Annotated in this window: 31 protein-coding genes and 1 pseudogene; 17 read left to right on the top strand and 15 right to left on the bottom strand. The window is 29.8% G+C overall.

From position 1 onward, the window contains the following. Positions 1-267, bottom strand: a 267-nt coding sequence (locus tag KPL37_RS16135; protein ID WP_216151024.1) for a hypothetical protein, incomplete at its 3' end; no start/stop codon positions are given. Between the two features lie 460 nt (positions 268-727). Between KPL37_RS16135 and KPL37_RS16130 the strand changes: the two genes are divergently transcribed. From KPL37_RS16130 to KPL37_RS16105, 7 genes are all read left to right on the top strand, one after another. Next, a complete protein-coding gene (locus KPL37_RS16130) occupies positions 728-1,048 on the top strand; it encodes a hypothetical protein (protein WP_216151022.1) in 321 nt (106 codons plus the stop codon). A 364-nt stretch (positions 1,049-1,412) separates the two neighbouring features. Beyond that, entirely contained in the window at positions 1,413-3,290 is a 1,878-nt protein-coding gene (locus KPL37_RS16125) for an Ig-like domain-containing protein (RefSeq protein WP_216151020.1), read from the top strand. 984 nt (positions 3,291-4,274) lie between these two features. Further along, positions 4,275-4,823: an Ltp family lipoprotein gene (locus KPL37_RS16120; protein ID WP_216151019.1), complete on the top strand. Its 549-nt coding sequence runs from the start codon at positions 4,275-4,277 to the stop codon at positions 4,821-4,823. Positions 4,824-4,894: 71 nt separating this feature from the next. Continuing rightward, positions 4,895-5,077 carry a hypothetical protein gene (locus KPL37_RS16115; protein ID WP_216151017.1) on the top strand — a complete coding sequence of 61 codons (183 nt, stop codon included), beginning with the start codon at positions 4,895-4,897 and terminating at the stop codon, positions 5,075-5,077. Positions 5,078-5,345: 268 nt separating this feature from the next. Then, on the top strand, positions 5,346-5,633 hold the full coding sequence (locus tag KPL37_RS16110; RefSeq protein ID WP_246578335.1) for a recombinase family protein: 288 nt from the start codon (positions 5,346-5,348) through the stop codon (positions 5,631-5,633). Between the two features lie 375 nt (positions 5,634-6,008). Next, complete coding sequence (locus tag KPL37_RS19895; RefSeq protein WP_246578334.1) at positions 6,009-6,374, top strand: hypothetical protein; 366 nt, start codon at positions 6,009-6,011, stop codon at positions 6,372-6,374. A 39-nt stretch (positions 6,375-6,413) separates the two neighbouring features. Beyond that, the gene (locus KPL37_RS16105; RefSeq protein WP_246578333.1) at positions 6,414-7,748 is read left to right on the top strand and encodes a methyl-accepting chemotaxis protein; all 1,335 of its coding nucleotides are present in this window, start codon (positions 6,414-6,416) and stop codon (positions 7,746-7,748) included. A 129-nt stretch (positions 7,749-7,877) separates the two neighbouring features. Here the strand turns inward: KPL37_RS16105 and KPL37_RS16100 are convergent, their stop codons facing one another. The 12 genes and pseudogenes from KPL37_RS16100 to KPL37_RS16045 all read right to left on the bottom strand — a co-directional run bounded on the left by KPL37_RS16100 (position 7,878) and on the right by KPL37_RS16045 (position 15,595). Then, positions 7,878-8,252 (bottom strand): desulfoferrodoxin, encoded by a 375-nt coding sequence (locus tag KPL37_RS16100; protein ID WP_216151015.1) that lies wholly within the window; start codon positions 8,250-8,252, stop codon positions 7,878-7,880. 41 nt (positions 8,253-8,293) lie between these two features. Continuing rightward, complete coding sequence (rd, locus tag KPL37_RS16095) at positions 8,294-8,455, bottom strand: rubredoxin (protein WP_216151013.1); 162 nt, start codon at positions 8,453-8,455, stop codon at positions 8,294-8,296. Between the two features lie 79 nt (positions 8,456-8,534). Continuing rightward, positions 8,535-9,359: an alpha/beta fold hydrolase gene (locus tag KPL37_RS16090; protein WP_216151011.1), complete on the bottom strand. Its 825-nt coding sequence runs from the start codon at positions 9,357-9,359 to the stop codon at positions 8,535-8,537. A gap of 24 nt (positions 9,360-9,383) precedes the next feature. Beyond that, entirely contained in the window at positions 9,384-9,671 is a 288-nt protein-coding gene (locus tag KPL37_RS16085; protein ID WP_216151010.1) for a DUF5661 family protein, read from the bottom strand. A gap of 187 nt (positions 9,672-9,858) precedes the next feature. After that, positions 9,859-10,401, bottom strand: a pseudogene (locus KPL37_RS16080) (glutathione peroxidase); the annotation flags it as partial. Between the two features lie 614 nt (positions 10,402-11,015). Further along, positions 11,016-12,182, bottom strand: coding sequence for an AI-2E family transporter (locus KPL37_RS16075; protein ID WP_216151008.1), 1,167 nt, complete (start codon positions 12,180-12,182; stop codon positions 11,016-11,018). Between the two features lie 206 nt (positions 12,183-12,388). Then, positions 12,389-12,541 (bottom strand): lmo0937 family membrane protein, encoded by a 153-nt coding sequence (locus KPL37_RS16070; protein ID WP_216151007.1) that lies wholly within the window; start codon positions 12,539-12,541, stop codon positions 12,389-12,391. A 366-nt stretch (positions 12,542-12,907) separates the two neighbouring features. Further along, positions 12,908-13,693, bottom strand: a complete 786-nt coding sequence (locus tag KPL37_RS16065; protein WP_216151006.1) for a PRC-barrel domain-containing protein — start codon at positions 13,691-13,693, stop codon at positions 12,908-12,910. A 70-nt stretch (positions 13,694-13,763) separates the two neighbouring features. Further along, complete coding sequence (locus tag KPL37_RS16060; RefSeq protein WP_216151005.1) at positions 13,764-13,913, bottom strand: lmo0937 family membrane protein; 150 nt, start codon at positions 13,911-13,913, stop codon at positions 13,764-13,766. A gap of 539 nt (positions 13,914-14,452) precedes the next feature. Next, positions 14,453-14,881: a hypothetical protein gene (locus KPL37_RS16055; protein WP_216151003.1), complete on the bottom strand. Its 429-nt coding sequence runs from the start codon at positions 14,879-14,881 to the stop codon at positions 14,453-14,455. 35 nt (positions 14,882-14,916) lie between these two features. Then, a complete protein-coding gene (locus KPL37_RS16050) occupies positions 14,917-15,198 on the bottom strand; it encodes a DUF5661 family protein (RefSeq protein ID WP_425514044.1) in 282 nt (93 codons plus the stop codon). A 196-nt stretch (positions 15,199-15,394) separates the two neighbouring features. Continuing rightward, positions 15,395-15,595 carry a hypothetical protein gene (locus tag KPL37_RS16045; protein WP_216151001.1) on the bottom strand — a complete coding sequence of 67 codons (201 nt, stop codon included), beginning with the start codon at positions 15,593-15,595 and terminating at the stop codon, positions 15,395-15,397. Between the two features lie 451 nt (positions 15,596-16,046). On the opposite strand from KPL37_RS16045, the gene KPL37_RS16040 reads away from it, so the two are divergent. The 4 genes from KPL37_RS16040 (at position 16,047) to KPL37_RS16025 (ending at position 18,605) form a co-directional block, all read left to right on the top strand. Beyond that, complete coding sequence (locus KPL37_RS16040; RefSeq protein WP_216150999.1) at positions 16,047-16,808, top strand: YihY/virulence factor BrkB family protein; 762 nt, start codon at positions 16,047-16,049, stop codon at positions 16,806-16,808. A gap of 288 nt (positions 16,809-17,096) precedes the next feature. Continuing rightward, the gene (locus KPL37_RS16035; protein WP_216150997.1) at positions 17,097-17,474 is read left to right on the top strand and encodes a YtxH domain-containing protein; all 378 of its coding nucleotides are present in this window, start codon (positions 17,097-17,099) and stop codon (positions 17,472-17,474) included. 10 nt (positions 17,475-17,484) lie between these two features. Continuing rightward, positions 17,485-17,754 (top strand): hypothetical protein, encoded by a 270-nt coding sequence (locus KPL37_RS16030; protein WP_216150995.1) that lies wholly within the window; start codon positions 17,485-17,487, stop codon positions 17,752-17,754. Positions 17,755-18,410: 656 nt separating this feature from the next. After that, complete coding sequence (locus KPL37_RS16025) at positions 18,411-18,605, top strand: hypothetical protein (protein WP_246578332.1); 195 nt, start codon at positions 18,411-18,413, stop codon at positions 18,603-18,605. 110 nt (positions 18,606-18,715) lie between these two features. On the opposite strand, the gene KPL37_RS16020 is transcribed toward KPL37_RS16025, so the two are convergent. Beyond that, positions 18,716-19,555: a nitroreductase family protein gene (locus KPL37_RS16020; RefSeq protein ID WP_216150991.1), complete on the bottom strand. Its 840-nt coding sequence runs from the start codon at positions 19,553-19,555 to the stop codon at positions 18,716-18,718. A gap of 745 nt (positions 19,556-20,300) precedes the next feature. Here KPL37_RS16020 and KPL37_RS16015 point away from each other — a divergent pair. The 3 genes from KPL37_RS16015 (at position 20,301) to KPL37_RS16005 (ending at position 22,034) form a co-directional block, all read left to right on the top strand. After that, positions 20,301-20,438 carry a hypothetical protein gene (locus KPL37_RS16015; RefSeq protein ID WP_216122098.1) on the top strand — a complete coding sequence of 46 codons (138 nt, stop codon included), beginning with the start codon at positions 20,301-20,303 and terminating at the stop codon, positions 20,436-20,438. 162 nt (positions 20,439-20,600) lie between these two features. After that, entirely contained in the window at positions 20,601-20,867 is a 267-nt protein-coding gene (locus KPL37_RS16010; protein WP_216150989.1) for a nuclease-related domain-containing protein, read from the top strand. 294 nt (positions 20,868-21,161) lie between these two features. Continuing rightward, positions 21,162-22,034: a DUF1206 domain-containing protein gene (locus tag KPL37_RS16005; RefSeq protein ID WP_216150987.1), complete on the top strand. Its 873-nt coding sequence runs from the start codon at positions 21,162-21,164 to the stop codon at positions 22,032-22,034. 48 nt (positions 22,035-22,082) lie between these two features. Here KPL37_RS16005 and KPL37_RS16000 read toward each other — a convergent pair whose 3' ends face one another. Continuing rightward, positions 22,083-22,214: a lmo0937 family membrane protein gene (locus KPL37_RS16000; RefSeq protein WP_343216294.1), complete on the bottom strand. Its 132-nt coding sequence runs from the start codon at positions 22,212-22,214 to the stop codon at positions 22,083-22,085. 360 nt (positions 22,215-22,574) lie between these two features. Between KPL37_RS16000 and KPL37_RS15995 the strand changes: the two genes are divergently transcribed. From KPL37_RS15995 to KPL37_RS15985, 3 genes are all read left to right on the top strand, one after another. Beyond that, on the top strand, positions 22,575-22,820 hold the full coding sequence (locus KPL37_RS15995; protein WP_216150985.1) for a hypothetical protein: 246 nt from the start codon (positions 22,575-22,577) through the stop codon (positions 22,818-22,820). Between the two features lie 4 nt (positions 22,821-22,824). Then, positions 22,825-22,962: a hypothetical protein gene (locus KPL37_RS15990; RefSeq protein WP_216150983.1), complete on the top strand. Its 138-nt coding sequence runs from the start codon at positions 22,825-22,827 to the stop codon at positions 22,960-22,962. Positions 22,963-23,524: 562 nt separating this feature from the next. Next, on the top strand, positions 23,525-23,914 hold the full coding sequence (locus KPL37_RS15985) for a hypothetical protein (RefSeq protein WP_216150981.1): 390 nt from the start codon (positions 23,525-23,527) through the stop codon (positions 23,912-23,914). The last annotated feature ends 93 nt before the right edge of the window (positions 23,915-24,007 follow it).

Genomic DNA, 24,007 nt, shown 5'->3' with positions numbered 1-24,007 from the left:
CATTTTGTTTAATTCAACATTAGAAGATTTATTCCATTTAGCTTCGCAAACAGCATAGTTTGTATAATAAGTATTAAGATTAAACATATTTTTAATAGTTAAATGAATACTTTGAGAAAGACCTTTCTCATGATTGTAAACAAGAATTGAATAAGCTTTAATTTTAGCTTCATTACCAACATACAGTATATTCGATAGATTGTTGAGATTTTCAAAGCTAAGCTTATCTTTATATATTCTTGTAGAAGAATTAGTTTCTATTCTCAAAATATTCACCACCTTTTTTTTATAAGCTCTACTAAATATTATGCCATAATAGATCCTATAATATTAAGTTATTTAAAAATAATTTAAAAGCGGAATTCATCTCCTTCTATAGAAAGCGGAGTCTTCTTTTGCAAATAAAGATAAAATATTCTAATGTAATAGGTTTGGAGATAAAAATTGATTTTGGTACTTGGTTTATGAAATTTTCACCACCTGAATACAAACCTGTTCAATTTAAAAAATAGCGCTTTATTATTAGTGATTTCAACGCACATTTTAATAGATGAATAAAAGGCATGCGATATAAAAAATGTTATATTGTATGCCTTTATTTTATTTAAGTTGAACAAGTTTTTACAAGACCAATAAATAGTTATAGAAGTTAAATAAGTCACCTACTAAATTGCAGGTGACTCTAGTATTGTAGTATATAAATTTAATTATTACATATTGTGTTAACATGCATAGTAATAGTTTTGATGGTAGGAAGGTGCAGGAGGCTGTAAATGAGATTTTGCGAACATGGCACACGGTAATTGAAAGAGAAAATATTATTTTTACAGAAGAGTTTATGAATGACGAGAATAGAATTAAAATGTGGAAAGCATTTTTAAGAAAAATAAACTCTAAAAGTATTGAGTTAGATGAAGTTATGACAACAATTATAGTATTTCTCAAACCTATTTATGACGTGATCGTCCATGAAGAAGAATTTTTCGAGTTTTGGGATCATGATAAGAAGCAGTGGAGTAAGTATAAAAATAGTGAGAAAATAAAATAGCTATTTAAATTCAAAGGAGTATATATGTAAGGGAATGAAAGCTTTTTAGTATCGATTAAACTTGACTATTATGAATCAGTTGGCCAGAGTTACTCTGATTAGGTCTTCAGGAGATGCATAGATTATTATTATTATGGATGTGCAAATTACTTATGATTGCACCAAACAAGAACCTTGGAAACACTAAGTTTTCAAGGCTTATTTATTTTGGAGTTTAATAGGGTAAATTTATTTTGTATAAAATAAGATTACTATATATCACTTTAGATATACTTATAACGGTATTAATGTAATAATAAAACTATATTGTAAAAATAACGTATTTAACTATGGAGTATAAAAAATAATAGGGGGGTATATACATATGAATAAAAAAATTATAAGTTTAGTTCTAGTTGCATTAATGATAGCAGGATCAACATCTTTCTCAGCTTTTGCTGCAATGCCTGCAGGCAGCGTAGTAATAGGAACAAAGGCTTTTGACTTAACTTATGCTAATAACTCAGCAAATGCTTCTGACATCACTGCTGCAATAGCTGATGGTGGATTAGTTTATGTTAAAGATTTTAAGGGAGACTGGATTTCTAATGTTACAGGATTAAAAATAGCTGCAAGCATCATACCGGCAGTAACTTATAAAAATGAGGCAGGTACAACCAGCTTTGCTGCAGCAGATGCAGATATAAATACGGTAGCTACATCAGCGACAGTAAGTGCTATATCTATTAATCAACTTAAAGAAACATTTAATGGTAAAGTGGCAGATACAAGCAAAGTTGTATTTACAGTTAAAAGAGCAGCAACGCCTATGACAATGATTGCTACTTGGAATGATGATAAAACAGAAGCAACACTGACTTATGAAGATAACTTGCCAGAAGGTACTTATACAGTTGGTGTAATGAATAACACTACTGATATTGGATCAAGTACAGTAGCTGTTAAAAAACAGAAAATATCTAAAATTGAAATATTGGGTGATACTTTAAATGTGGATCCTCCTAATTTTGTAGGTTATATAAATGCTGGTAATGGATATTGGCCAGGAGATGGTCATGTTTCATACAAAGTAATTGATCAATATGGAGTAGATATCACAGAAAATTCACTAGCATCAAATATTAATTGGAAAAGTACAATAGGTAAAATTAGTGCTTCAAAGGGTATAATCACCATAAGCATATTAGAGGGAGCCGGGTGCTATGATGTAGGACTTTTGACAGATAATGCAACAATAACTATTACAGCTACTGATTCTGATAGTAATGCACGTCAAAGTACTATACTTAAGGTTATTGATCAAGCATTGACAGTAAATAAAATTAAAAATACAACGGTGAACATAGGTGATAGTTATACATTACCAACAACTGTAACCGCAACTTTAGTTGATAAAACAACTAAAGATTTTGCTGTAACTTGGGATAAAGTGGCGAGCACCAAAGTAGCGGGACAATTTACATTTATAGGTACACTAACAATGACAGATGGAATTGTTAATACAAATAATGTAACGGCATCAGCTACACTAATTGTAGCTATGCCTATTATTGATAAGACAGATATAACGAGCAAGTTTACTGATGAAAATTTTAAGAGTAGTGTATATTCGCATATAGGAAAAGCTGCTCCTTCGCCAATACTTGAGTCTGATGTTAAAGATATAAAATCCTTAGAGTTGTCTGCCAAGAACTTGAGTAGTTTAAGTGGAATAGAGTATTTTACATCATTAACTGATTTAAATGTTTCAAATAATAAGTTAACAACTTTAGATGTAAGCAAGAATAAAGCATTAACTTCTTTAGATTGTAAAAGTAATGTACTAGCAACCTTAAATGTAAATACAGCATTAACTGATTTAAATTGTGAGTATAATAAATTAAAAACCTTAGATGTAAGTAAGGATATAGCATTAACTGATTTAAAATGTTATTATAATCAATTATCAACCTTAGATGTAAGTAAAAATATAGCATTAATTTCTTTAGATTGTGGGTTGAATCAAATAGCAACCTTAGATGTAAGTAAGAATACAGTATTAACTCATTTAAATTGTGAGGAGAATCATCTAAAAACTTTAGATATAAGTAAGAATACAGCATTAACTTATTTATATTGTGGGTGGAATCAAATAAAAACCCTATATTCTTTTAGAGAATGGCAGGATGGCTATTATAAAACTCAGTATATAGATTTACCAAGCGTAACTACTACAGATAGTTTGGTTATAACAATTAAATAATAAAGGTTATTGATTAAGAAGGATATTCATATTAAGTGAGTATCCTTGTTTTTTTACATCGAACATATTCATAACTTTACATTACAGTGGTGATTTTATTTTGCCCCTTTTTTTGCCCCTTATAGGTTGAATTAAATAGGCATTACTTAAACTTAGTTAAAAAACTTTCAGAAGGAAAACATTGATGTAGAAGAGACTAAGACTCAATTATCAATAGGATAAAAGAAGGATACTGAATATGGTTGACCCAATGAATTAAAACTTCCAGCATTGCTGAGGGTTGTATTATGAAACTGATAAAAGGAAGTTCATTTAAGAACTTCCTTTTAATATATTTACATATTTAATTTTTAATTAAGTAGAGTATAGTAATTTATTTTAATCAAATAAATTTTTCTTGTCTTATCACATATTCTAAAGACCTCTTATTTATAAATTTTACTAACCTCTAAAAACTTTAACAACTTAATTTGAAACATTGGACTATCCCCTTTCTATTAGCGATTATTATACTTTATCTAAGGAGGGTTGATATTTTTGTGGAATTATTTCCACTTGTTCAATTAATTAAAGTCTGTTGGTATAGCAGAAGTTTCGATAAATCCACCATCATTTATCTAGCAAACTCCGAATAGAATCTCGATTTTGTATGTTTACTAGGAGATAGGAGGAGTATTATATCTAAAATAGTAGTATGTTGCGTTAATATTGAAACTAAATAGTCATTATCTCGTATATAGTATTGAAGTTTATTTTTATAGGAGATTTATAAGAGGATATCTAATTAAAATAATTAAAATAATTGGAATAATTAAATGTAATTCAATATTAAACAAGTCAAGGAAGATAAAATAAAAAATTTTGTCAATTAAGTAAATATTGTAGTAGTTTATAATATATGGTGCAGTTCAGTAAAAATGGTAGATATTAACAAAATACGAAGTTACTGACTGAAAAGCAGTTAAATTATAGGGGGAATTAATAATGAGTAAATTAGTTAAATGTAAAGCGTGTGACAAGGAAATATCAAAAAGTGTGAAAAGGTGTCCAAGTTGTGGTCATGACCAACGTAACTTCTTCGGTAAGCATAAGATACTGACTGGACTAGCAATAATAGTATTATTAGTAGCAATTAGTAACAGTGGAAACAAAAGTGCGACAACTACACCAGTAGCAGATAGTGATAGCACAACAATGACTACAACTGCTGAACCTGCAAAACCAACTGTTCCAACAGAATATATTTCAGCTTTAGCATCAGCAGAAATATATGGTACTACCATGAATATGTCTAAGGATGGAATATATAACCAGTTAACATCTTCGGCAGGAGATAAATTTTCACCAAAATCTGCTCAATATGCAGTAGACAATGTAAAGATTGATTATAATGCAAATGCATTGAAATCAGCAGAGACATATCAAAAATCTATGAATATGTCTCCAAGTGCAATTTATGACCAGTTAATATCTTCAGCAGGAGATAAATTTACACCATCAGAGGCTCAATACGCTAAAGATAACTTAAAATAATTAAACTAAATATTATATGAGACTGCCATAACTGGTGGTCTTTTTTTAGTAAAACAATTTGTGATCACAAAGTGTTCTTAGCAACAATGTTTGCTATTCTTGGAGTTGGATTTATTATAATTGGGTACTTGGATAAAATCAGCAATATAAGACAAAGTGAAGGAATCACCAATTTGTTAGAAGGCTTAAACAGAAATAATGACGGATCTAGAAAGCAAAATATATTAGATGAGACTCTACCACCACTGAAATGAATTAGGGGGAAATGATAATGGCTGAAAACAGATATACTAATATCAGGTATATAGATCTTAATTATTGGTTTAAAGAATGGCCAGTAGAAATAATTAATGGTTGTACACTTATTAATTAAGGATATAAAATATCCACTTAGTTACATGGAGGACTGGTTCTATAAAATAATATTCAACATGACTATAAGCTTTTATAGAAAGCTTACATTTATTGGTCTGCTGACACGACCCTATTACAGAAATTGGTAACGCAGAGGACAAGTGCTGTTTGCTAATATTTATATCATTAAAGGAAGCCATAGACACGACAACACCTACAGGAGTATTTATGCTTACAGTGTTTGGAGCAGTTGCACAACTTGAACGTGACTACATAAAAGATAGACAGAGGGAAGGTATATCAATTGCAGTGTCAGAAGGGAAATATAAAGGACATAAGGCTATTGAAGTACCAAAGTTATGGGGTAAGTATTACAAGATGTATAAAGAAAATACTATAAAAGCGGTTGATGTTATGAAAATATTGGAATTAAAAAAACTACATTTTATAAATTAATTAATAAATATGAAGAGAGTAATTAATGCTAAACTGCTGCGAGGAATTGATATTAAGGAGTGTTTGTAAATCAATTACTATTGTGTTGCTTTCAGAATATCAATACACACTACATATAGTCCCCATATCATTATATAGTGAGAGACTAGTGACGACATATTATCCTATTACGCAACAAATATATAGCAGTAATGAATTATACAAGTTTTTTAATGCATATAGCTATGGAAACATGATACTCACGATATAGAACATTTAAAACAAAAGGTATATTTAATGTTAATTATATGCAATAATAAACTTTGATAAATATAATGAAGGTAAATTAAAAAATAATACAACTAAAAAAATAAAAACATATTAAGGGGTGAAACAATGAAAAACAATAGTATTAAAAGTAATTTATTACTTTTAGTGGGGTTCATGCTAGTATTCATAATTGGGATGGGAACTTTTACTTTTATTTCATTAAATAGAACAACAAGTCGGGGTCAAGAGGATGTAGTTACTGTCAACAAATATATTGATTTAGTTGATAACTCTAGAAATATTCAAGTAACTTTTAAAAAACAAGTTCAAGCTTGGAAAGATTTATTATTAAGGGGTTCAGATCAAACCCAATATAATAAGTATTTTGATCAATTTACTGGATATAACAAAGAGGTTCTAATAGGATTAACTGGGTTAAAGACATCAATGAATTCGCTAGGAATGGATGTTGCTTCAGTTGATAAAGTTTAGAATGAACTTGACCAACTTGAGATTAAATATACTATTGCATTGAGAAGTTATGATAAAACTAATAAAGATAGTTACAAAATTGTTGATACTCTAGTTAAGGGAATGGATAAACCACCAACAAATGACATGGACACTTTGGTTAAATTAATAACAACTAAATCAACTGTTCAAATAACAAGTATGAACTTAGCATCTAATACTAGTAATAAACAATTACACTTGTATTTATTTATTATAATGACTATTGCTATTTGTTTAATAGTTTTACTTACACTAATAACATTACATACTTATAAAAATATTGAGAAATTTATAAAACAATTTCAGGTTCTTATGCAGAAAGCTGAAGAAGGAGATCTTACTATACAGGGAAGTATTTTTTCTAATAATGAATTAGGAGTTTTAACAATTCGATTTAATAAGTTTATTGAAAACATGAAATTTTTAATTTTAGAAACAAAAGAAATGAGTTCCTTAGTGGTTTCTTCATCAAATGATATTCTTAAAAACTCTGATGAAACTGCTAAAACTTCACAACAAATATCCGAAACTATCTCGGATGTTGCAACAGGGGCAACTACACAAGCTGGATTAGCTCAGAAAAGTAATGATATGGTAGTTAGTGTAACAAAAGATTTAAATAAGGTTACTGAGACTACTAATTATATGGGAAACCTAGCTATGGAAACAGATAATATAGTTACACAAGGTATTTCAAGTATTAAGTTTCAAAATACTAAGATGCTAGATAGTAAAAATACTACAGAAGATGTTTCATCATCAATTTTAAATCTTTCAACAAAGTCGGTTAAAATAGTAGAATTTGTTGAAGTTATTAATGGTATTTCAGCTCAGACAAATTTGTTAGCATTAAATGCTTCCATAGAAGCTGCAAGGGCTGGTGAATCAGGTAAGGGGTTTGCTGTTGTAGCTGATGAGATAAAAAAATTAGCTGAATCCTCTAGCAGATCAACTAGTAAAATTGAAGAATTAGTTAAAGCAATTCAAAATGGTATGAACGAAACTATTATAAAAATGGAAAAATCTCAAAAATCAATGGAAGAACAAACTGAATCTATAAAAAACACAGAAAATATTTTCTGGAAGATTAAAGATTCAACCTCCCAAGTAACTAATGAGATTATAAATGTTTCAGATAAGATACAAATTATTAATAAAAATTCTCTTTCTCTTGAAAAAGCAATTATCAATATATCTAACGTAATAGAACAAAATGCTGCTGCTAGTGAAGAAGTTGCAGAGTCAACAGAAGAACAAGTATCTTCTATTGAGGAAATATCTCTATCCATAAACACTCTTACAAAAGCTTCAGAGAAACTTAAACAGTTTCTATCTAAATATAAAGTTCAATAAATGAATCCTTGATGATATATTTATAACGTCTACTTGTTGAGTAAGAAATGGAAAAATTAAATTTTTCATCATAAAAATCTAATAAATAAAAGCATTCAAGATATACTTTATTAAATTTAGTGAAATATTCTATGATTTCCATAATCCGTGAACATTACAGTATTCTCGTGCACTCAAAATCTCTTCCTCTAGAAGAAATATAGCCTCAGGTTTATCGCCAGGATTTAAATATTTTCTGTATGTTTTATTTGCAGTTTGAATTTCTATCCATTCAATATAATGTTTTTCTAACATGGGATGTAGAGCAGCACCAATTTTAACAAGAACTCCACCTTTAACTTTTTCAACAACTGGCACATGCTTTTCTTTCGCTGCATCCACGGTATTCTCAATTTGTTGTATCATTGGTTGTCCACAACAAACTAAAACTCCATCACCTGCATGTACAATCTCTACTATATTACCGCAAATTTTACATTTATAGACTTCGTTAATCTTATTCATAATTATACCTCCTAAATTTTGTGTTTGATTTGTTAGAAATGTTATTTCTTTTTTTCAAATTCTGATTTTGTAGCTCCACATACTGGGCAAACCCAATCTTCTGGAATATCCTCAAACTTAGTGCCTGGGGCTACTCCACCATCTGAATCTCCTGTTGCTGGATCATACTCGTAACCACATACTGAACAAACGTAAATATCCATAAAAACATCTCCTCTTAATTTATTTAATATTATAAATGACTTATAAGTGTATTCTTATACCATTATCATAAAAACGATTTTACATCTTAATGAATTCCAATAAATCGGCATTAAGCTTATCTTTATGAGTGTATGCCAGACCGTGGGGTGCACCCTTATAAATCTTTAGGATTGCATTCTTTACCAGCTTTGAAGAGCTGAGACCTGCGGCACCAATTGGCACAACTTGGTCATCATCACCGTGAATGATCAACGTTGGTACGTCAAACTTCTTAAGATCTTCTGTGAAATCTGTTTCTGAGAACGCCTTAATGCAATCAAATGTATTTTTACTACCTGCTTGCATCCCTTGAAGCCAAAACGAGTCGATCATACCCTGTGATACCTTTGAACCAGGTCTATTTGCTCCGAAGAACGGACCACTAGCAAGATCTTTGTAGAATTGCGAACGGTCTGCCAGGGAATTAGCGCGAATTCCATCGAACACATCAATAGGTAAGCCAAGTGGATTGGTCTTTGTTTTTAGCATAAATGGTGGAACAGATGATATAAGAGCGGCCTTGGCCACACGTTCCGTTCCGTGTCTACCTATATATCGGGAAATTTCGCCACCTCCCGCAGAGAAACCAACTAAGATAACATTCTTTAAGTCGAGTGTTTCGATGAGCTCAGAGAGATCATCTGCATAAGTATTCATGTCATTACCAATCCAAGGCTGGCTCGATCGTCCATGGCCACGACGATCATGAGCAATACAGCGATAGCCGTTTGAAGCTAAGAACATCATTTGAGCCTCCCAACTATCTGAATTGAGTGGCCAACCATGGCTAAACACAACAGGTTGTCCTGTGCCCCAGTCCTTATAATAAATCTGTGTACCATCTTTCATAGTAATCATGCTCATTATTTTGCCTCCTCTATATATTTTTTATTTTATATTAACTAATTTATCTTCCCAATATTTTGCTGCTTCAGTTTCCATTTTTTCAAGTCTGTTATAGTAGTCAGGAAATTCTATCAAATGTGCAAGTGCAATTTTGCCTGTAATTAATGAATCATTATTTGAAACATTGGTACGTGGATCTATTGTGCCATGTTCAAGTTCAACGTCAAGTCCCATTCTAAATTGTTCTGTATTAAACTTGATCCATTTTATTCCAAGTTTTTCACCTATTTCCTTAGCCTGTTCCCTCGTAAATATCTTTTTTTCAGACATAAAAACACCTTCCTTTAAATATTTCTTTTTATTCTTTTTCTATCGTTTTATCATCGTATACAAAGTTACAAGGTTTTCCCTCGCAATTTAAGACTTCTTCATCATCATCGCCGGTATAGATTTTTTTATTATTTACATCTGTTTCAGATTTATCCATTACTGGGATGTCATTATGTTTTGATACATCTAAGAGCTTTTCAATATCTTTTGACATAGCGAAAGGTTCAGTTGTTGGTTCATATCTTTTAACTATTCTACCATCTCTGTCAATAAGAAATTTCGTGAAATTCCATTTTATTGAATTCCCTTTAAGAAATTCTGGAAAACGTTTTTTTAACATTTCATAGAGTTTTTTATCATTAGGTTGTTTTAAATCAAAACCTTTAAAAGTTGCTTTTGCTGTCAAATAGCTAAAAAGCGGATGAGGATTCTTACCTATTACATCACTCTTTTTGAATAGTTGAAAACTAACTCCATAATTAATTAAACAAAAATCTTTTATTTCGTCGTTTTCGCCTGGTTCCTGTCCTGCAAATTGATTGCTTGGAAAGCCTAGTATTTCAAAATCCTTATCCTTATACTGTTCATAAAGATTCTCTAGGCCCTCATATTGTGGTGTAAAGCCACACTTGCTTGCTGTATTAACTATAACCAATATCTTTCCTTTATACTGCTCCAGAGATACTTCATCACCATCGATTGTAATTGCCTTATAATCATAAATTGACATTTTCATCCCTCCTATAAAGTAGTTATATAATTCAACACCTATTCAATCTGGGACTAATAATTCCTTATTGCATAGGCATAATCATAACATTATAAAAAAATGATAATTAGTTTATCAAGGTACTTGCAAATGTATAAAAAATTTAGAATATTTTATACGATATACCATATATGCTATCATATTTCAACATTTTACGACAAATAAATTCTCAAGTATGTTTAGATATGATCATATATATGCTGTGATATATTTATAACATTCTAAATATTTTTAAAAATGACTGAAACTGTTCATTTAAGCATTGTATGATGAATTCAAATATCAGTAGATTTATGTTTTTTACAAAAAAATAAAAAAACTAGCTAATTAAAACTAATTTTTTTTGATTTATATACTTATATTTAATTAAAGGGAGACTTTAATTAAAAAAATATTGAGTTGCTATGTATTTATCATAACATATAAGTACTAGGTGCTCCAGTATACTACATATTCAAAGTCAGTATACCTCTATGAGGCATCTATTTCAGCTATATTTAGGTATGTGTATTCAATTATAAATGAAAATTATTTTAAAATATGAAGAAGGTAATTTATATGTAAGAAATAGCATATTACTTCAATCGTTGCATGTGAGAAGTATACCAGCTACTAAGCAATATTTTCAAAGAGGCAGTAACCGGTACAGCTATTAGCATCCCTAAAAGTCCACCTACATTACCACCTATAATAATAGCAAGCATAATGAATACTGGATGCAAACCTACACTATCTCCAACAATTTTTGGTGCTAACAAGCTATTATCCACTTGTTGAATTACAAGCATTCCAATTATCACCCATATTGCCTTAATGGGTTGCCCACTTAGTAAAGCAATAATTACTGCGAGAATAGTTCCAATAATAGGTCCAATATATGGTATCATGTTACAAATGCCTGCAATAATTCCTATTATTAAAGCATAATCTATTCCAATGAAATACAGTACAATAGCTGACAGAACGCCTACAAAGCAAGCTTCTACTAATTGTCCCCTCATATATTTATAAAACGTACTATTAATAACAGATAGTATTTCTTTTAATATATTTCCTGATTTACTTTTTCCAAATATAAGATTAAAAATTTTATTCCATAAATTCATAAAGTATTCTGAGTCTTGCATTAAATATATACTTAATACTATTGCTATGAAAAATGAAACTATATTGCCTCCTATAGATAGCATAGAAGCTGTCATCACTTCTATGCTTGTCGAAAAATACGACTGAACATAACTTACAACATGGATAATCTTTTCATGTAGATTTCCTATCATCGAAACATTTGTACTTTGTAATTTCTTAGTAATAGTAGAACTAACTACTGCTGTCGGGTTATTTAAATAATTATTCAGATATCCTATCATCGTAGATATGGTTATATTATTAGAGATTTTTCCACCAATCATAATATATATTCCACTAATAATAGTTACAAAAACAGCTATTACTAATATATACATTCCTGAAATTCCCACGACCCTTCTGGGTGTTGCTCTTTTAAATATTTTTTTCTTTTCCAAGAAATTTTCAATACCTTTCACACCCGGCTTCAATAAGTAAACAATTACTAATGCCATAAGAAGCGGCTTTATAATTCCAATAATATTTCCTATTATGATTGATAATAAAGATAATATATCTCTTATATTATTGAAAATTGTTATACCAATATAAATTAGTAGCACGGTTATCGTGGCATATAAGCAGTATTGTAGTAATTTTTTATCTATTTTCATTTTCTTTTGCCCTTTCTAACTAGTTTCTTTACATTATAATAAATACATATGCAATGGTAAGTATTAAAGTATCCTTTTTTGAATAGGTCTATTTTAGAGAATAAAACAAAAAAAACAAATTCTGGATTATCACGTAAGATTACAATCCAGAATTTATAAGCATTTTTTCTTGTGTCCAAATTAAGACTACTATTCCTAAATATTATCTAATGTTTTCCTCTACCTGTAACAAAATCAAAAATAAATAAAATTACAGCTATTACAATCAAGATATGTATCATACCTCCACCAATATTAAGGACAAAACCTAGTAACCATAATATTATCATTACTCCTATTATCCATCGTAAAAATCCCATATATATCACTTCCTTTCATAAATTTATTTTTAACAAAATCCATAAATTCAACATTTTTATGAGTTCTAATTAGATTATACTTACCATTTTTGAATCTGTTTTAGTTGTTATTTATAAAATAACAACTAAAAAATATGGAGAACTTTAAGTATTACAATTATTACAACCACTCCACCAATTATTGCTAACATATAATTAACACTCCTTTTTTTCTATCTATTAGTTTTTCTGTAGCAATGAAACAAAAACGGCAATGTGAAATACAATTTATACCATTGCCGTTTAATTAATTAGTTCTTTATCAACATATACATTTACACCGACATATAGTTATATTAAAAAAATGTAGATTCTCACTCAACTGTTTTAGCGTAAATGTTCATTGAAGATCTCTTCATCGATCCAGTATCCCTGTTGATTATAATGTTGATACAGTCCATTCTCGTAATCTCGGGTTAACAGAGATTCATCCGTGTATTCCGGTGACTGCTTAATATTCTCACGAAGAAGGTTGATGAATACTTTAGATTCATCCCAACTAACACGTTCTATCCATTTTGGGGAAATAAGAACTTTTTTCCCGGGCAACCAATTCTTTGTATCAATGATTAGGTAACGAATCGCCAATGTGTTATCATCAATGATAAAATCATCAACATGTCCAATCGTGCCATCTGTAGCTTGGATATCGTACCCAATTACATCACTAGCCATGTGTAAATGGTTTTCCCACTGTTCGTTAACTTGAGGTGATCCCATTAATTTTTCTTGGTCTTGACTACTCTCTATGCGAGGAGAGAGCCCATACGTTCCCCACATGTTTGGTCCACCCCAATATACGGGCCATTCATAATATTTATAGTAATCTTCTTCATATTGTCGTGATATAGGTTCATCATTATACAAAGACGGACTGTTTTCAATCTGATTCTTGGTGAGATTAATGGTGATGGATTCTTCTTCTTTATTAACCCCAGCCAATGCATACGGTGAGATTATTACTTGTCTACCAGTTAACCAATTTCCTGTGTTTACAATCAAATAGCGAATTGCCCAAAAGTGGTCATCAAAATAGAATTCTTTGACCTTGCCTATTTCTCCGTCTATACAGCTTAATTTGTAATTCTTTAGTGTTTTGGCTTTGTTTAACATAATAACATCCCTTTCGTATTTTAGTTTTTTGTAAAATGGTTCTGTGTTATATTTAAAAGAACAATTTCTATTATCGTCCTCTTCCACCAATAACATCAAAAACGAATAATATAACAGCTATGACAATTAATATGTGTATCACGCCACCACCAATATTAAGCAGCAGCCCCAATAACCAGAAAATTATTAATATCCCTGCTAACCAACATAATAATCCCATATATATCACTCATTTATAACCTGATTTTTAACAAATAGTGTTAATACCTAAACTTTATGCCTAATACTACACAAATTTAAATTTACGGAAAACTTAGAATATTATGATTATATTATATCACTGATACTGACATATTTCAACTTTTTTCGACAAATAGTTTAAGTTGCTTCAATAGTTTACATGTTTATTAGATTATACAAATTCAAGCACTCATTAAAACTTATACGAATTTTGTTACTATATTTTAAGGATTGATTTTTCTTCATTCTAATAAATTAGAGAATAGTACTTTTTATAGAGGCATTCAATCAGTTGTCAGATAAAAACAGAGTTTCTGGTAGCCATACTTTGGATGATGTTAATAAAACTAGAGATTATTTAAATATTACTCAATACTAATATATCTTTTCGGGAGTATAGAAAAAAATACCCTACTATATCTCCAAAATCAATCTCAACTCCATATATATTTTTTAATAGAGTCGATGATACAAGATATAAAAACATTAGAAACATTGATTGCTATTGTTTTTGTTTCGTTATTCGATTTGCGACAGAATCATATCAATCGAGCACTTGAATAAATTTCCTGTATCCACATTAACACAGTAAGCAACATCATCCAATGTATATCCATCTGTGTTTATAGTGTATAAATAATAAGTATTTTTTTTAATAACCTTTTTTGAATCATAAAGAACATGTAAACCCACTATCTTCGATGTCACGATTTTTAGACCCATTTCTTTGGATATCTTAGGATTAGAAATTCCAGCACTATTACTATTTACTTTAGTATCATTAGATGCAAATGAAAATGAAGATATTGATACGCCTATTATAAGTATAGCCATCGATAGCATAAGACCAATTTTAGGTATTTTCATTTGCTTTTTAGTAATTGTTACAATACTAATCCAAATTAAAAATATAAAAAAACCAAATAATCCTAGTGAGCTAAAAAACATAAATTCATCCCCTTATTTTTTATTTTAATTTAAAGTTATTTGCTTGACCGGTATTTATATGCCTCATTTTCCATTTTTTTTAGTCTAGTATAGTAGTCTGGAAATTCGTCAAGATGGGCAAGTGCAATTTTGCCTGTGACTAAAGGATCATTGTCTGTAACATTTGTGCCTGAAGAAACTTTACCATGTTCAAGCTCAACAACCAATCCCATTCTAAATTGGTCTACATTAAATTTACTCCAGTCTATTCCAAGAATTTTACCAATTGTATTAGCTTTTCCATTTGTAAACACTTTTTCTTCTAACGTAGAAATCACTTCCTCTCATCTATTAATTTTTAATGAAATTCATTTATACTTAAATTTCACATTCCACTTTACTATTTAACCGTAACATTATTTTAAAAATATAAAAATAGTCCAACAGATGAGTATATAAATGGGCAAATAGCCCATTTATTATCTACCATTACTTATATAGAATGAAAACAATTACATAGAGTGCTGATTTAATTTATCCCTTTGTTGTATTACTCTTCTCGGAATACTTCATCATCACTATCTCTCCTATGATATTAGTGCCTTTAATTATCTCTTGCACCTCACTTACATTATCAAGGGCATATGCAAAATTAATATCAGTATTAAAACTAAACTCCAATGTCCTTTCCTTCCGAGTTAAATACCCATTTAGCGTTCTTATTATGTAATACATATTACTACCTCCTTTTATGCATTTTAATATCCTTATATACAAGTTACAACGTCTTCATCTCATACATAAATTCTTAACAAACTGTATTTATAATTAAACTTCATAACTTATAGTTATTGATACAACTGTTGTTTTAAAAAGATCTAGATGATTACTATAGTAGGAAAAGTCACTTAATTTAGAATATTATATATAATATACCAGATGCACTATCATATTTCAATGTTTTCCGACAAATAAATTTATTCAATATGAATAAATTGTCATATTATGTTGAAGCGTGGTTATATATATGCTACGATATATCTATAATATTCAAAATGTTTGTAAAATTGAAATAAATCATTCATTTAACTATTATATAATGAATTCAAATATCAGTGGATTTACATCAGTAAAAAGGTGAAAAGTTAAAATAAAATAATTTATTATAAAACTTGAGGAGGTAATTATGGCTCAAAAGTTAAGAAGTTCTATTGTATTTAAATATATGGAACAATTAGTATTTAGATATAAAGATGATGATTTACCCTCAATGAGTGCACAGATTACATATTACTTAATATTAGCGTTTTTCCCTTTTTTACTTTTTTTAATTAACCTAGTAAGTTTTACCCCTCTTTCAAATGAAATATTGATTACAAACTTTAATAAGTTTCTTCCTAAAGAAACAGGTATTTTACTGAAGAATGTGGTTGTACAGACTTTGCAGGCAAAAAGTAAAACTCTATTAATTTTTGGTATGATAGGGAGTCTTTGGGCAGCGTCCAAAGGGATATCTGCTATTATGAAAGGACTTAATAAAGTCTACGATATACAAGAGAACCGTAATTTCATTAAAATCAATTTAATAGCTCTTATATCAATCATCGGTATAACAATTATGATAATACTTTCATTTATTATGATAGTATTTGGAAAACCTATAGGAATTTATATATTTGGACTCGTAGGGGCAAAGGCTTTGTTTAATGTTATCTGGTCATTATTAAGATATGGAATTCCACTAGCCATAATGTTTATTACATTTTCATTGATATTCATATATGTGCCTAATAGAAGATTGAAATTTAATAATGTTATAGTAGGTACTATATTTACAACAGTTGGTTGGATTACTGCTTCAGTATTATTTTCTTTCTACGTAAATAATTTTTCGAATTATGAAAAGGTTTATGGAAGTATAGGAGGAGTTATTGCTCTAATAAGCTAGTTATATATTAGCACTTTAATAATTCTCATTGGAGGAGAACTAAATTCAATTAATAGTTATTTTAAAAATAAAATAAAAGATAAAAAATATGATTCTTTTAAATTAAAGATACCTTTCCTTTAGAGTTGGTTATTTAATTTTATTAATAGTATTATGTCATCATATTTAATTATTAAAATATCTAATATAATTAACAAAGAAATTGTGATGTCTAGATCAAGCTTAAATAAAATTTTTATAAAGGCATAACCTTTACAAAAATTTATAATTATATGAGGAGGTAACAACATGTATTCAGTTAAAAAAGTAGTAAAAGCTATGAATAAACAAAAGAGAAAGGAGCAGGCTAGAAATTTAGCTTTAGCATCAGCAATAGGTGCTATATCAGGAGCGGTTATGGCATTATTTATTGCTCCTAAATCTGATAGAATAAATAATTCACTTAATCAAATTAAAGAAAAGGTAGTGGATGCAGTAGAGATAGGTAAGGAGAAGGTAGATGAACTTGTTAAGGAAGGTAGAAATATGTTAGAAGAAAGAAAAAATGATATAAATGAAGTAAAAGGTAAGCTAGAAGATAAATTTGAAGATGCTAAAATTGATATTGTGGAAGGTATAAATGAGCATTACGATAATAAAGATGATATAGAAGATTTGGAAGAATAAAGGTGATTATATGGCAGTTACAATATCATTAAATGATACTTTAATATTTCTACTTTCTGTTACAGGTATTGTGCTATTAGTATATTTAGCTAGTACATTAGGTAATATAAATAGCATACTAAAGGATGTTAAGTATATAGTAAGCAAAAATAAGAAGAATATAGATAGTACCATTTCTTCATTACCAGGAATAGCCTCTAACATTCAAGGCATAACTGGAGAGGTAAGAGAAGGGATTCAAACCATAGTGGCTACGTCTGAAACTATTGAAAAAAATTAGCTAATTAATCAGGTCCAATATCAGATAAGGCCGAAATAACAGTAGATTATGTTCAGATTATAAGTGAACTAGTTAAAACAGGAATAAATTATTTGTCAAAACGAAAATAGATAGGAGATATTAAAAAAAGAAAATAATGAGTTGGAAATTATGAGGTTACCCGCAATTTTAGGTTTATTAATTATTATAGGGAGTTTAGTATGCTTATATTATGCAGTACCCATTGAAAAATAATATATGGGAGTAATTATTAATTGCCACCATATATTATGTGATTACATAGTAATGATTAAAAAGAAAAGGCGTATTGGCAGCAAATATATCACCAAGTAAATTCATCAGTAAATAAAACGTTATATAGATTCAATACATTACTTTGAATTATTTATCTTATAAATTTACTCATGAAATGTCTTGAACCTGTATCGCGAGAGGTTAAAATAATACGTTCGTATTTGAAAGGGAGTATTTCAATTCTTTTATTAAATGCTTCTTAACGCGAGAATATTTATAAGGCACTATCAAAAGGTAACTCAGAAAAGAGTGTATTGGCAAAGAAACTGCATATAAATTTTTCAAATGAATATATGACAAATATTAAATAAATAGTAATGTACAATAGTTTTTTATTTAAAGTAATTCTACTTTATTCTGATGTGAAAAACATAACAACACTAGATTTAAGCAATGTTACTATAAGTGATTCGAATAGTAATATAAGTGATTTAAGTGGAATCGAGTATTTTACAGCCTTAACCACTTTATACTGTGGAAATAATGAATTAACAACGCTATACTCAGCTAAAGATACATGGAATTCTATATTCTATAGACCTCAGTACACAGATTAAACTCATACAACAAGAACTACTGCTGGTTTAACTATAAAAATTAAAAAATAGCATAGAATTACAAAAATGCCACCGTACATTCACCATGTACGGTGGCATTCCACTTTTTATTACCTTATCAAAGAAAAAACATACTCCATATTCTCAGGTAACTCTAGCTCTGGTTCAGATGATGTATTAAAATGACCTTTAATACCTTTTTCTTTAAGTGAAAAATCAAAGTGTGCTGCGGCAATCCCCATATCTACTCTTTGGATATCGTAGGGGAATCTATCGCTATATCCAGGTTCTTTATATTCATAAAAATGTAAGTCACCATCTTTAAGAAGTATTCTCCACGGCTGTTTATTTGATGCTGAGGGTGCCAATCGAACCATTTCTAGTGGAAAGGCAAGACTACCGGCTTCTTCTTTAGTAAGAGGAGACTTAAAATCATTTTTATAAAATAATTGATTCCATTCTTTACGCTTATCTGCTTGAATCATTGTTCGCATCTCTATCTCTTTTTCATGCTTAGTGGCGGCGGCATATCCATAAGGTGTTATGATTGGGAATAATTCTCCTTCTTTAATATTCATAGCATCTGCAAAGCCTTCACGATCAAAGGTTCCTCCGAGCCAGCAAGTTCCAAGATTAAGATGTGCTAAATAAAGAACTACTGCTTCCAATTCATATCCCAATGCTTCGAGTGCCATTGGTTCTAATTTAATAGTTGTTCCGATGTATTGCTTTGAGCCTTTAATAACGCCGTAGGTTCCAAGTTTTTCTTTGTTTTTTATGTCCTTGTCATCAAGATAGTGAAACTTGACTTTATTTCCAAATGGATTATCCAAAGAATCAATAAAAGATTCAATATCTTTTCTTTTAGCTGGTTCGATTTCTCTTTCTTGATAGTTTCTTACACTGTATCTTTTTTTTACTACATCTTCAATTGAAAAATCAATATTCATTTATTATACCTCTTGTAAAATATATTTAGGTTATTAAAGGCAACCTATAATCCTTTTTAATAATACGATATATTAATTGTATTAAATTATATTGTATACAATTAACAACGAGTTGTCAATAAAATAATACTCTTTTTTTAATTTACCTACCAAATGATAAATTTAAAATACTATGTTAAATTATGGAGGTGTCTAGAAATTAATGTAGAAATATAACATGCAAAAGAAGAATTTATTAAGGTATGGGATTATTATATGAACGAGGTTTTAAAATAAATAAAAGACAGTAATTAAAAACAACGAAATATATGACATTTTTTTAAGTTTATCATATAGTCAATTAAAGGATTTATTTAGAAAGGCAAAGAGTAAACAAGAGCAAGATTTTTATATGATGTTATCTAATATGCTTATACAAAGAGAACAAGAAAAGGTAATAGGTAAATAATTATGCCAACGTACAAATTAAATAATTTATTAGATGAGTAGCTATTGCAGGTGGAGGTATTATATATTCAAACAAACAAAAGGCAATAAAAGCTGAAAAGCCTGAAATAGCATATATGATGAAGTTAAATAAAGGGATGCTTTTAATATCAATTCAAGCTCTTAAAATTGAAACGGATGCGCAGGGGATTTCAAGTGTTTGAGCGAATTTGCTATTAGATGATAGAAATAACATAATCATCATTTTTGATGAAGAATATAACGAAGTTAATAGTACGTTAATGTAGGAGGTAAAAATATGAATGAAGAATATTTAAAGGAAATTACAATAGCTGCAATAGAGAATGGACTAATATGTAAAAAGGTGAAAAGTGATGAAATGGCAACAGAAATAGCACTATTTATAAATACACTTAGAAATGAGTGTAATAAATAATATTGTTAAACATATGATAGTAATTTTTGAGAGTATTTAATTTTAGGTGTTTTTTATCTGTTGAATAGCAATTAAGGGATGCAGAGATGAAGCATAACAAAGCCAAAATTATAGCAAAGTAAATTTTGGTTACAATTTGTTCATGCCCCCCGGGGGGTTCTAATGAGCAAAGCGAATTTGCTACTGTCAGTAGGTAACAAAATAACACAGATAGATCATGTAATAGTATCTAACTATGGTATTTTTGTAATAGAAACTAAGAATTACAAAGGGTGGGTTGTTGGTAATGAATTTGATGATAACTGGAAACAAGTAATTTATAAGCACAAAGAAAAACTACATAATCCAATAAAACAAAATTATGGACACATACAAGCATTAAAAGAAGTTTTAAGTGACTTCAAAGATATAAAGTATATTTCAAAATAGAAGTTAACTTCTGTAATGAACTAGGTGGGATGGGCAGTTACCTGAAAACAGGGAGGGCTGGTTCTATAAAATAATATCCAACATGACTATAATTTTCTTATAGAAAATTTACATTTATTGTTTTGCTGACACGACCCCGTTACAGAAATTGGTAACGCAGAGGACAAGTTCTGTTTGCTAATACAATATCCTTTGTATAAATATGGAGAAATCTAAAGAATCTTTTGCTAGTAGAAATATTGCATAATTATCTGGAAATGTTGAAACTATATTATGTAAATAGGATGTGATTTAATGGCGAATAAAGAAAAAGCAATTAGGAAAATGAAAAAAACTAGCGAAGATGTAGCCCATAACGATACTTTTAATTCAACCGCTGAATTCATGGCACGAGTTGGTTTCGCTACACGTGGGTTGATATTTTCTGTCATGGGAATTTTGGCACTTCTTATTGCATTCGGAAGCGGAGGAAAGACAACAGATCAGCAAGGAGCCATTGCGATGATAGGAAAACAGCCCGAAGGTAAGGTATTATTATGGATTGTTTTGATAGGACTTATATGTTATTCTTCATGGGGATTAATACAAGTCGTCATAAACCCTTTCAATAAAGAGAATGACACAAAGGGTATTTCAGCCAGGTTGGGATATTTATTTGGTTCGATTTCTTACTCTTTTTTGGCGATACCTACGTATGCGCTTCTCACAGGTGGATCCAAACCAGTTCATGTTGGTAAACAAGCTGCTCAAACTCAGAACTATGTAGCAAAAATTCTAGATTTGCCTTTTGGGCAGTGGTTAGTTGTTGTGGTTGCAATAACCGTAATCATAGTAGGTGCGTTTCAGGTTTGTAAGGGATTTATGCCACATTTTGGTTGTCATCTTGACCTCATCAAACTTAACACATATCAATTAAAATGGGTTAAAGGTTTTGGTATATTTGGTACCATTTCACGAGGCTTTGTCATTATCTTAGTGGGTGTCTTCTTAGTTATAGCTGCTTATACATCTGATTCTAATGAAGCTAAGGGTTTTGACAGCGCTCTTATGTCTCTTATGCATCAGTCTTATGGACGTTGGCTTATCGGCATTGTCGCTCTAGGTTTGATGTCTCTTGGAATTTACGCTCTATTAATCGCCTTATTTTTTAGGTTAAAAGAATATTAAATAAAATATACTTGCGTTATTAGAAACAATATTTGATTATTATTTTTTCTAGTGTCTTCCTTTTCCCATAACCATATCAATTACAAATATAACTACAGCAATGACAAGCAAAATGTGTATCATACCGCCACCAATTTTAAGTACAAGTCCCAATATCCAAATAATTATTATTATTATTATTCCTATTAACCATCGTAAAAATCACATATATATCACTTCCTTTTATATATTAATTCTTTCATATTATTAGTAAGTAAAATACGCTTCCACATTTTACAAGAGGGTCGTACCGAAAGCCTAATAAATGTAAATGAAATTAGAGGTAACTTCTCGAAAGGCATTATTTTTAATTTTCCTTCACGACTTATTCTATATAAAATGTACGCCCTATATTTCTATATTTACTTATTTTGGAGGCTGATGCGACCCCATTATAGAAATTGGTAACAAAGTGGACAAGTTCTGTTTGCTAATAATTATTCTAAGCTTGCAATTAAAGAAAACTCAAAGGATGCAGATAGGATACTTGAATTAGTTAATATGAATATAAACACAAGTGATAAACATTCACTATACGATTATTCTCTTTGGTTTAAGATAGCAAGGTATACAGAAGTACTTACTAGTGACGCTATTGTTATGGCTAAAAAGTGGCATAAATTTCAACAAGAGTTAGATTATAATGATCCAAGACCGCCATATTATTTATATATTTTGCATATACTCAGAGCACTAGATAACTATGCAGAATCCTTAACAGAAAGAGCAAGGGGGTGTAATAATTAGTGAGGTGAGCTATGATAGAATAAATGAAATCGAAATGTCAGCCTATGAAGGAATAGAAGTTAAGGGTAAAGTGTTGGCATTTGATAAGAGCAAACAAAAGTATAGATTGTCAATTAAGCAAGCAATGGGACAAAATAAATGAAGGGACAACAATAAAAGATATATTGAATAATACACTAACTAAATATTAGTAATAAATAAGGAAATGGTTTTAAGTATGTAAAATCTATATAACGCGCATTAGTATCACTTAACTATCAAAACACACGTTGAGACGGTAGTATTGATGTCAAGGGTGAAAGAGTGAGTATTTTAGAAGCCTTGAAATATAGGTTTTTGGGGGTTTGTGAGAAGAAATCCAATGTGTGGAAAACACAATAATATCACTCCGTGTGAACAAGTCAAAGCTAGCAGTTCGACAGGTCGATTTAGATGTCGGGTGTTCGTGAGTGTTTGATTTAGATGTTTTGCAAATGTTTAGAGTGTGGATTTGATGTAGGCTATCAATTGGATTGTAGAAGAGAAATTGTAATTGTATGAAGCAACTTCAAGTTGCGCAAAAGCAAACATAGGTTGGTGGAATAACAGAAAAACTAGGGCTAGTATACATATAGAAAGAAAGTGAGCTATAATTGCTTTCAGAGCGTTAATAGACATACATAATGATGGATTTTTGTAATATGATAAAGGAGAATGATGACAAAATGAAAAATGAACTACTAAAACAGTATAATAAGACAAAACAAATCAAACTTGTAATTGCAATAATTATTGATATAGTAGGGTTTTCAAGTGCTTTTATTCCAGTAGCAGGTGGAATTGGAGATATGATTTGGGGTCCGATAAGTGGATTGTTGATAGGTATTTTATTTCCAAAGCATAAAATAGTGGCTTTGGGTGGGGTGGTAGAAGAAATTTTACCATTTACAGATATAATACCAACAGCATGTATAGCATGGACGCTTACCTATATAAAGGACAGTAAAAAAACACTAACTGAATTTCTAATAGATAAAGTTGGCGAAGAACAACTTGTTATGGAAATCCTAGATAAGCATAGTCATAGTAGTGGGTCCCGGAGTTTGTCAACATAGTTGTCGCAATTTCTATTTCTAACATTTTTATGACGATGACTCTTCTATAATAAGAAGTTCTTCTTCTTTTATTGGATTCAAAGATACATATTT

Origin of the sequence: Clostridium frigoris, from assembly GCF_018861865.1 — a bacterium.
In the GTDB taxonomy this organism is placed as follows: domain Bacteria; phylum Bacillota; class Clostridia; order Clostridiales; family Clostridiaceae; genus Clostridium_AD; species Clostridium_AD frigoris.
The sequence above is the reverse complement of the archived record's forward strand: the minus strand, read 5'-3'. Positions and strand labels throughout refer to the sequence as shown.

What these genes read in the sequence shown, in the direction of transcription:
- KPL37_RS16130 (WP_216151022.1), top strand. Translation starts at nt 728, where the DNA reads ATGCATAGTAATAGTTTTGATGGTAGGAAGGTGCAGGAGGCTGTAAAT.
- KPL37_RS16125 (WP_216151020.1), top strand. Translation starts at nt 1,413, where the DNA reads ATGAATAAAAAAATTATAAGTTTAGTTCTAGTTGCATTAATGATAGCA.
- KPL37_RS16120 (WP_216151019.1), top strand. Translation starts at nt 4,275, where the DNA reads ATGAGTAAATTAGTTAAATGTAAAGCGTGTGACAAGGAAATATCAAAA.
- KPL37_RS19895 (WP_246578334.1), top strand. Translation starts at nt 6,009, where the DNA reads ATGAAAAACAATAGTATTAAAAGTAATTTATTACTTTTAGTGGGGTTC.
- KPL37_RS16100 (WP_216151015.1), bottom strand. Translation starts at nt 8,252, where the DNA reads ATGAATAAGATTAACGAAGTCTATAAATGTAAAATTTGCGGTAATATA.
- rd (WP_216151013.1), bottom strand. Translation starts at nt 8,455, where the DNA reads ATGGATATTTACGTTTGTTCAGTATGTGGTTACGAGTATGATCCAGCA.
- KPL37_RS16090 (WP_216151011.1), bottom strand. Translation starts at nt 9,359, where the DNA reads ATGAGCATGATTACTATGAAAGATGGTACACAGATTTATTATAAGGAC.
- KPL37_RS16085 (WP_216151010.1), bottom strand. Translation starts at nt 9,671, where the DNA reads ATGTCTGAAAAAAAGATATTTACGAGGGAACAGGCTAAGGAAATAGGT.
- KPL37_RS16075 (WP_216151008.1), bottom strand. Translation starts at nt 12,182, where the DNA reads ATGAAAATAGATAAAAAATTACTACAATACTGCTTATATGCCACGATA.
- KPL37_RS16070 (WP_216151007.1), bottom strand. Translation starts at nt 12,541, where the DNA reads ATGGGATTTTTACGATGGATAATAGGAGTAATGATAATATTATGGTTA.
- KPL37_RS16065 (WP_216151006.1), bottom strand. Translation starts at nt 13,693, where the DNA reads ATGTTAAACAAAGCCAAAACACTAAAGAATTACAAATTAAGCTGTATA.
- KPL37_RS16060 (WP_216151005.1), bottom strand. Translation starts at nt 13,913, where the DNA reads ATGGGATTATTATGTTGGTTAGCAGGGATATTAATAATTTTCTGGTTA.
- KPL37_RS16055 (WP_216151003.1), bottom strand. Translation starts at nt 14,881, where the DNA reads ATGTTTTTTAGCTCACTAGGATTATTTGGTTTTTTTATATTTTTAATT.
- KPL37_RS16045 (WP_216151001.1), bottom strand. Translation starts at nt 15,595, where the DNA reads ATGTATTACATAATAAGAACGCTAAATGGGTATTTAACTCGGAAGGAA.
- KPL37_RS16040 (WP_216150999.1), top strand. Translation starts at nt 16,047, where the DNA reads ATGGCTCAAAAGTTAAGAAGTTCTATTGTATTTAAATATATGGAACAA.
- KPL37_RS16035 (WP_216150997.1), top strand. Translation starts at nt 17,097, where the DNA reads ATGTATTCAGTTAAAAAAGTAGTAAAAGCTATGAATAAACAAAAGAGA.
- KPL37_RS16030 (WP_216150995.1), top strand. Translation starts at nt 17,485, where the DNA reads ATGGCAGTTACAATATCATTAAATGATACTTTAATATTTCTACTTTCT.
- KPL37_RS16020 (WP_216150991.1), bottom strand. Translation starts at nt 19,555, where the DNA reads ATGAATATTGATTTTTCAATTGAAGATGTAGTAAAAAAAAGATACAGT.
- KPL37_RS16015 (WP_216122098.1), top strand. Translation starts at nt 20,301, where the DNA reads ATGAATGAAGAATATTTAAAGGAAATTACAATAGCTGCAATAGAGAAT.
- KPL37_RS16010 (WP_216150989.1), top strand. Translation starts at nt 20,601, where the DNA reads ATGAGCAAAGCGAATTTGCTACTGTCAGTAGGTAACAAAATAACACAG.
- KPL37_RS16005 (WP_216150987.1), top strand. Translation starts at nt 21,162, where the DNA reads ATGGCGAATAAAGAAAAAGCAATTAGGAAAATGAAAAAAACTAGCGAA.
- KPL37_RS15995 (WP_216150985.1), top strand. Translation starts at nt 22,575, where the DNA reads ATGAATATAAACACAAGTGATAAACATTCACTATACGATTATTCTCTT.
- KPL37_RS15985 (WP_216150981.1), top strand. Translation starts at nt 23,525, where the DNA reads ATGAAAAATGAACTACTAAAACAGTATAATAAGACAAAACAAATCAAA.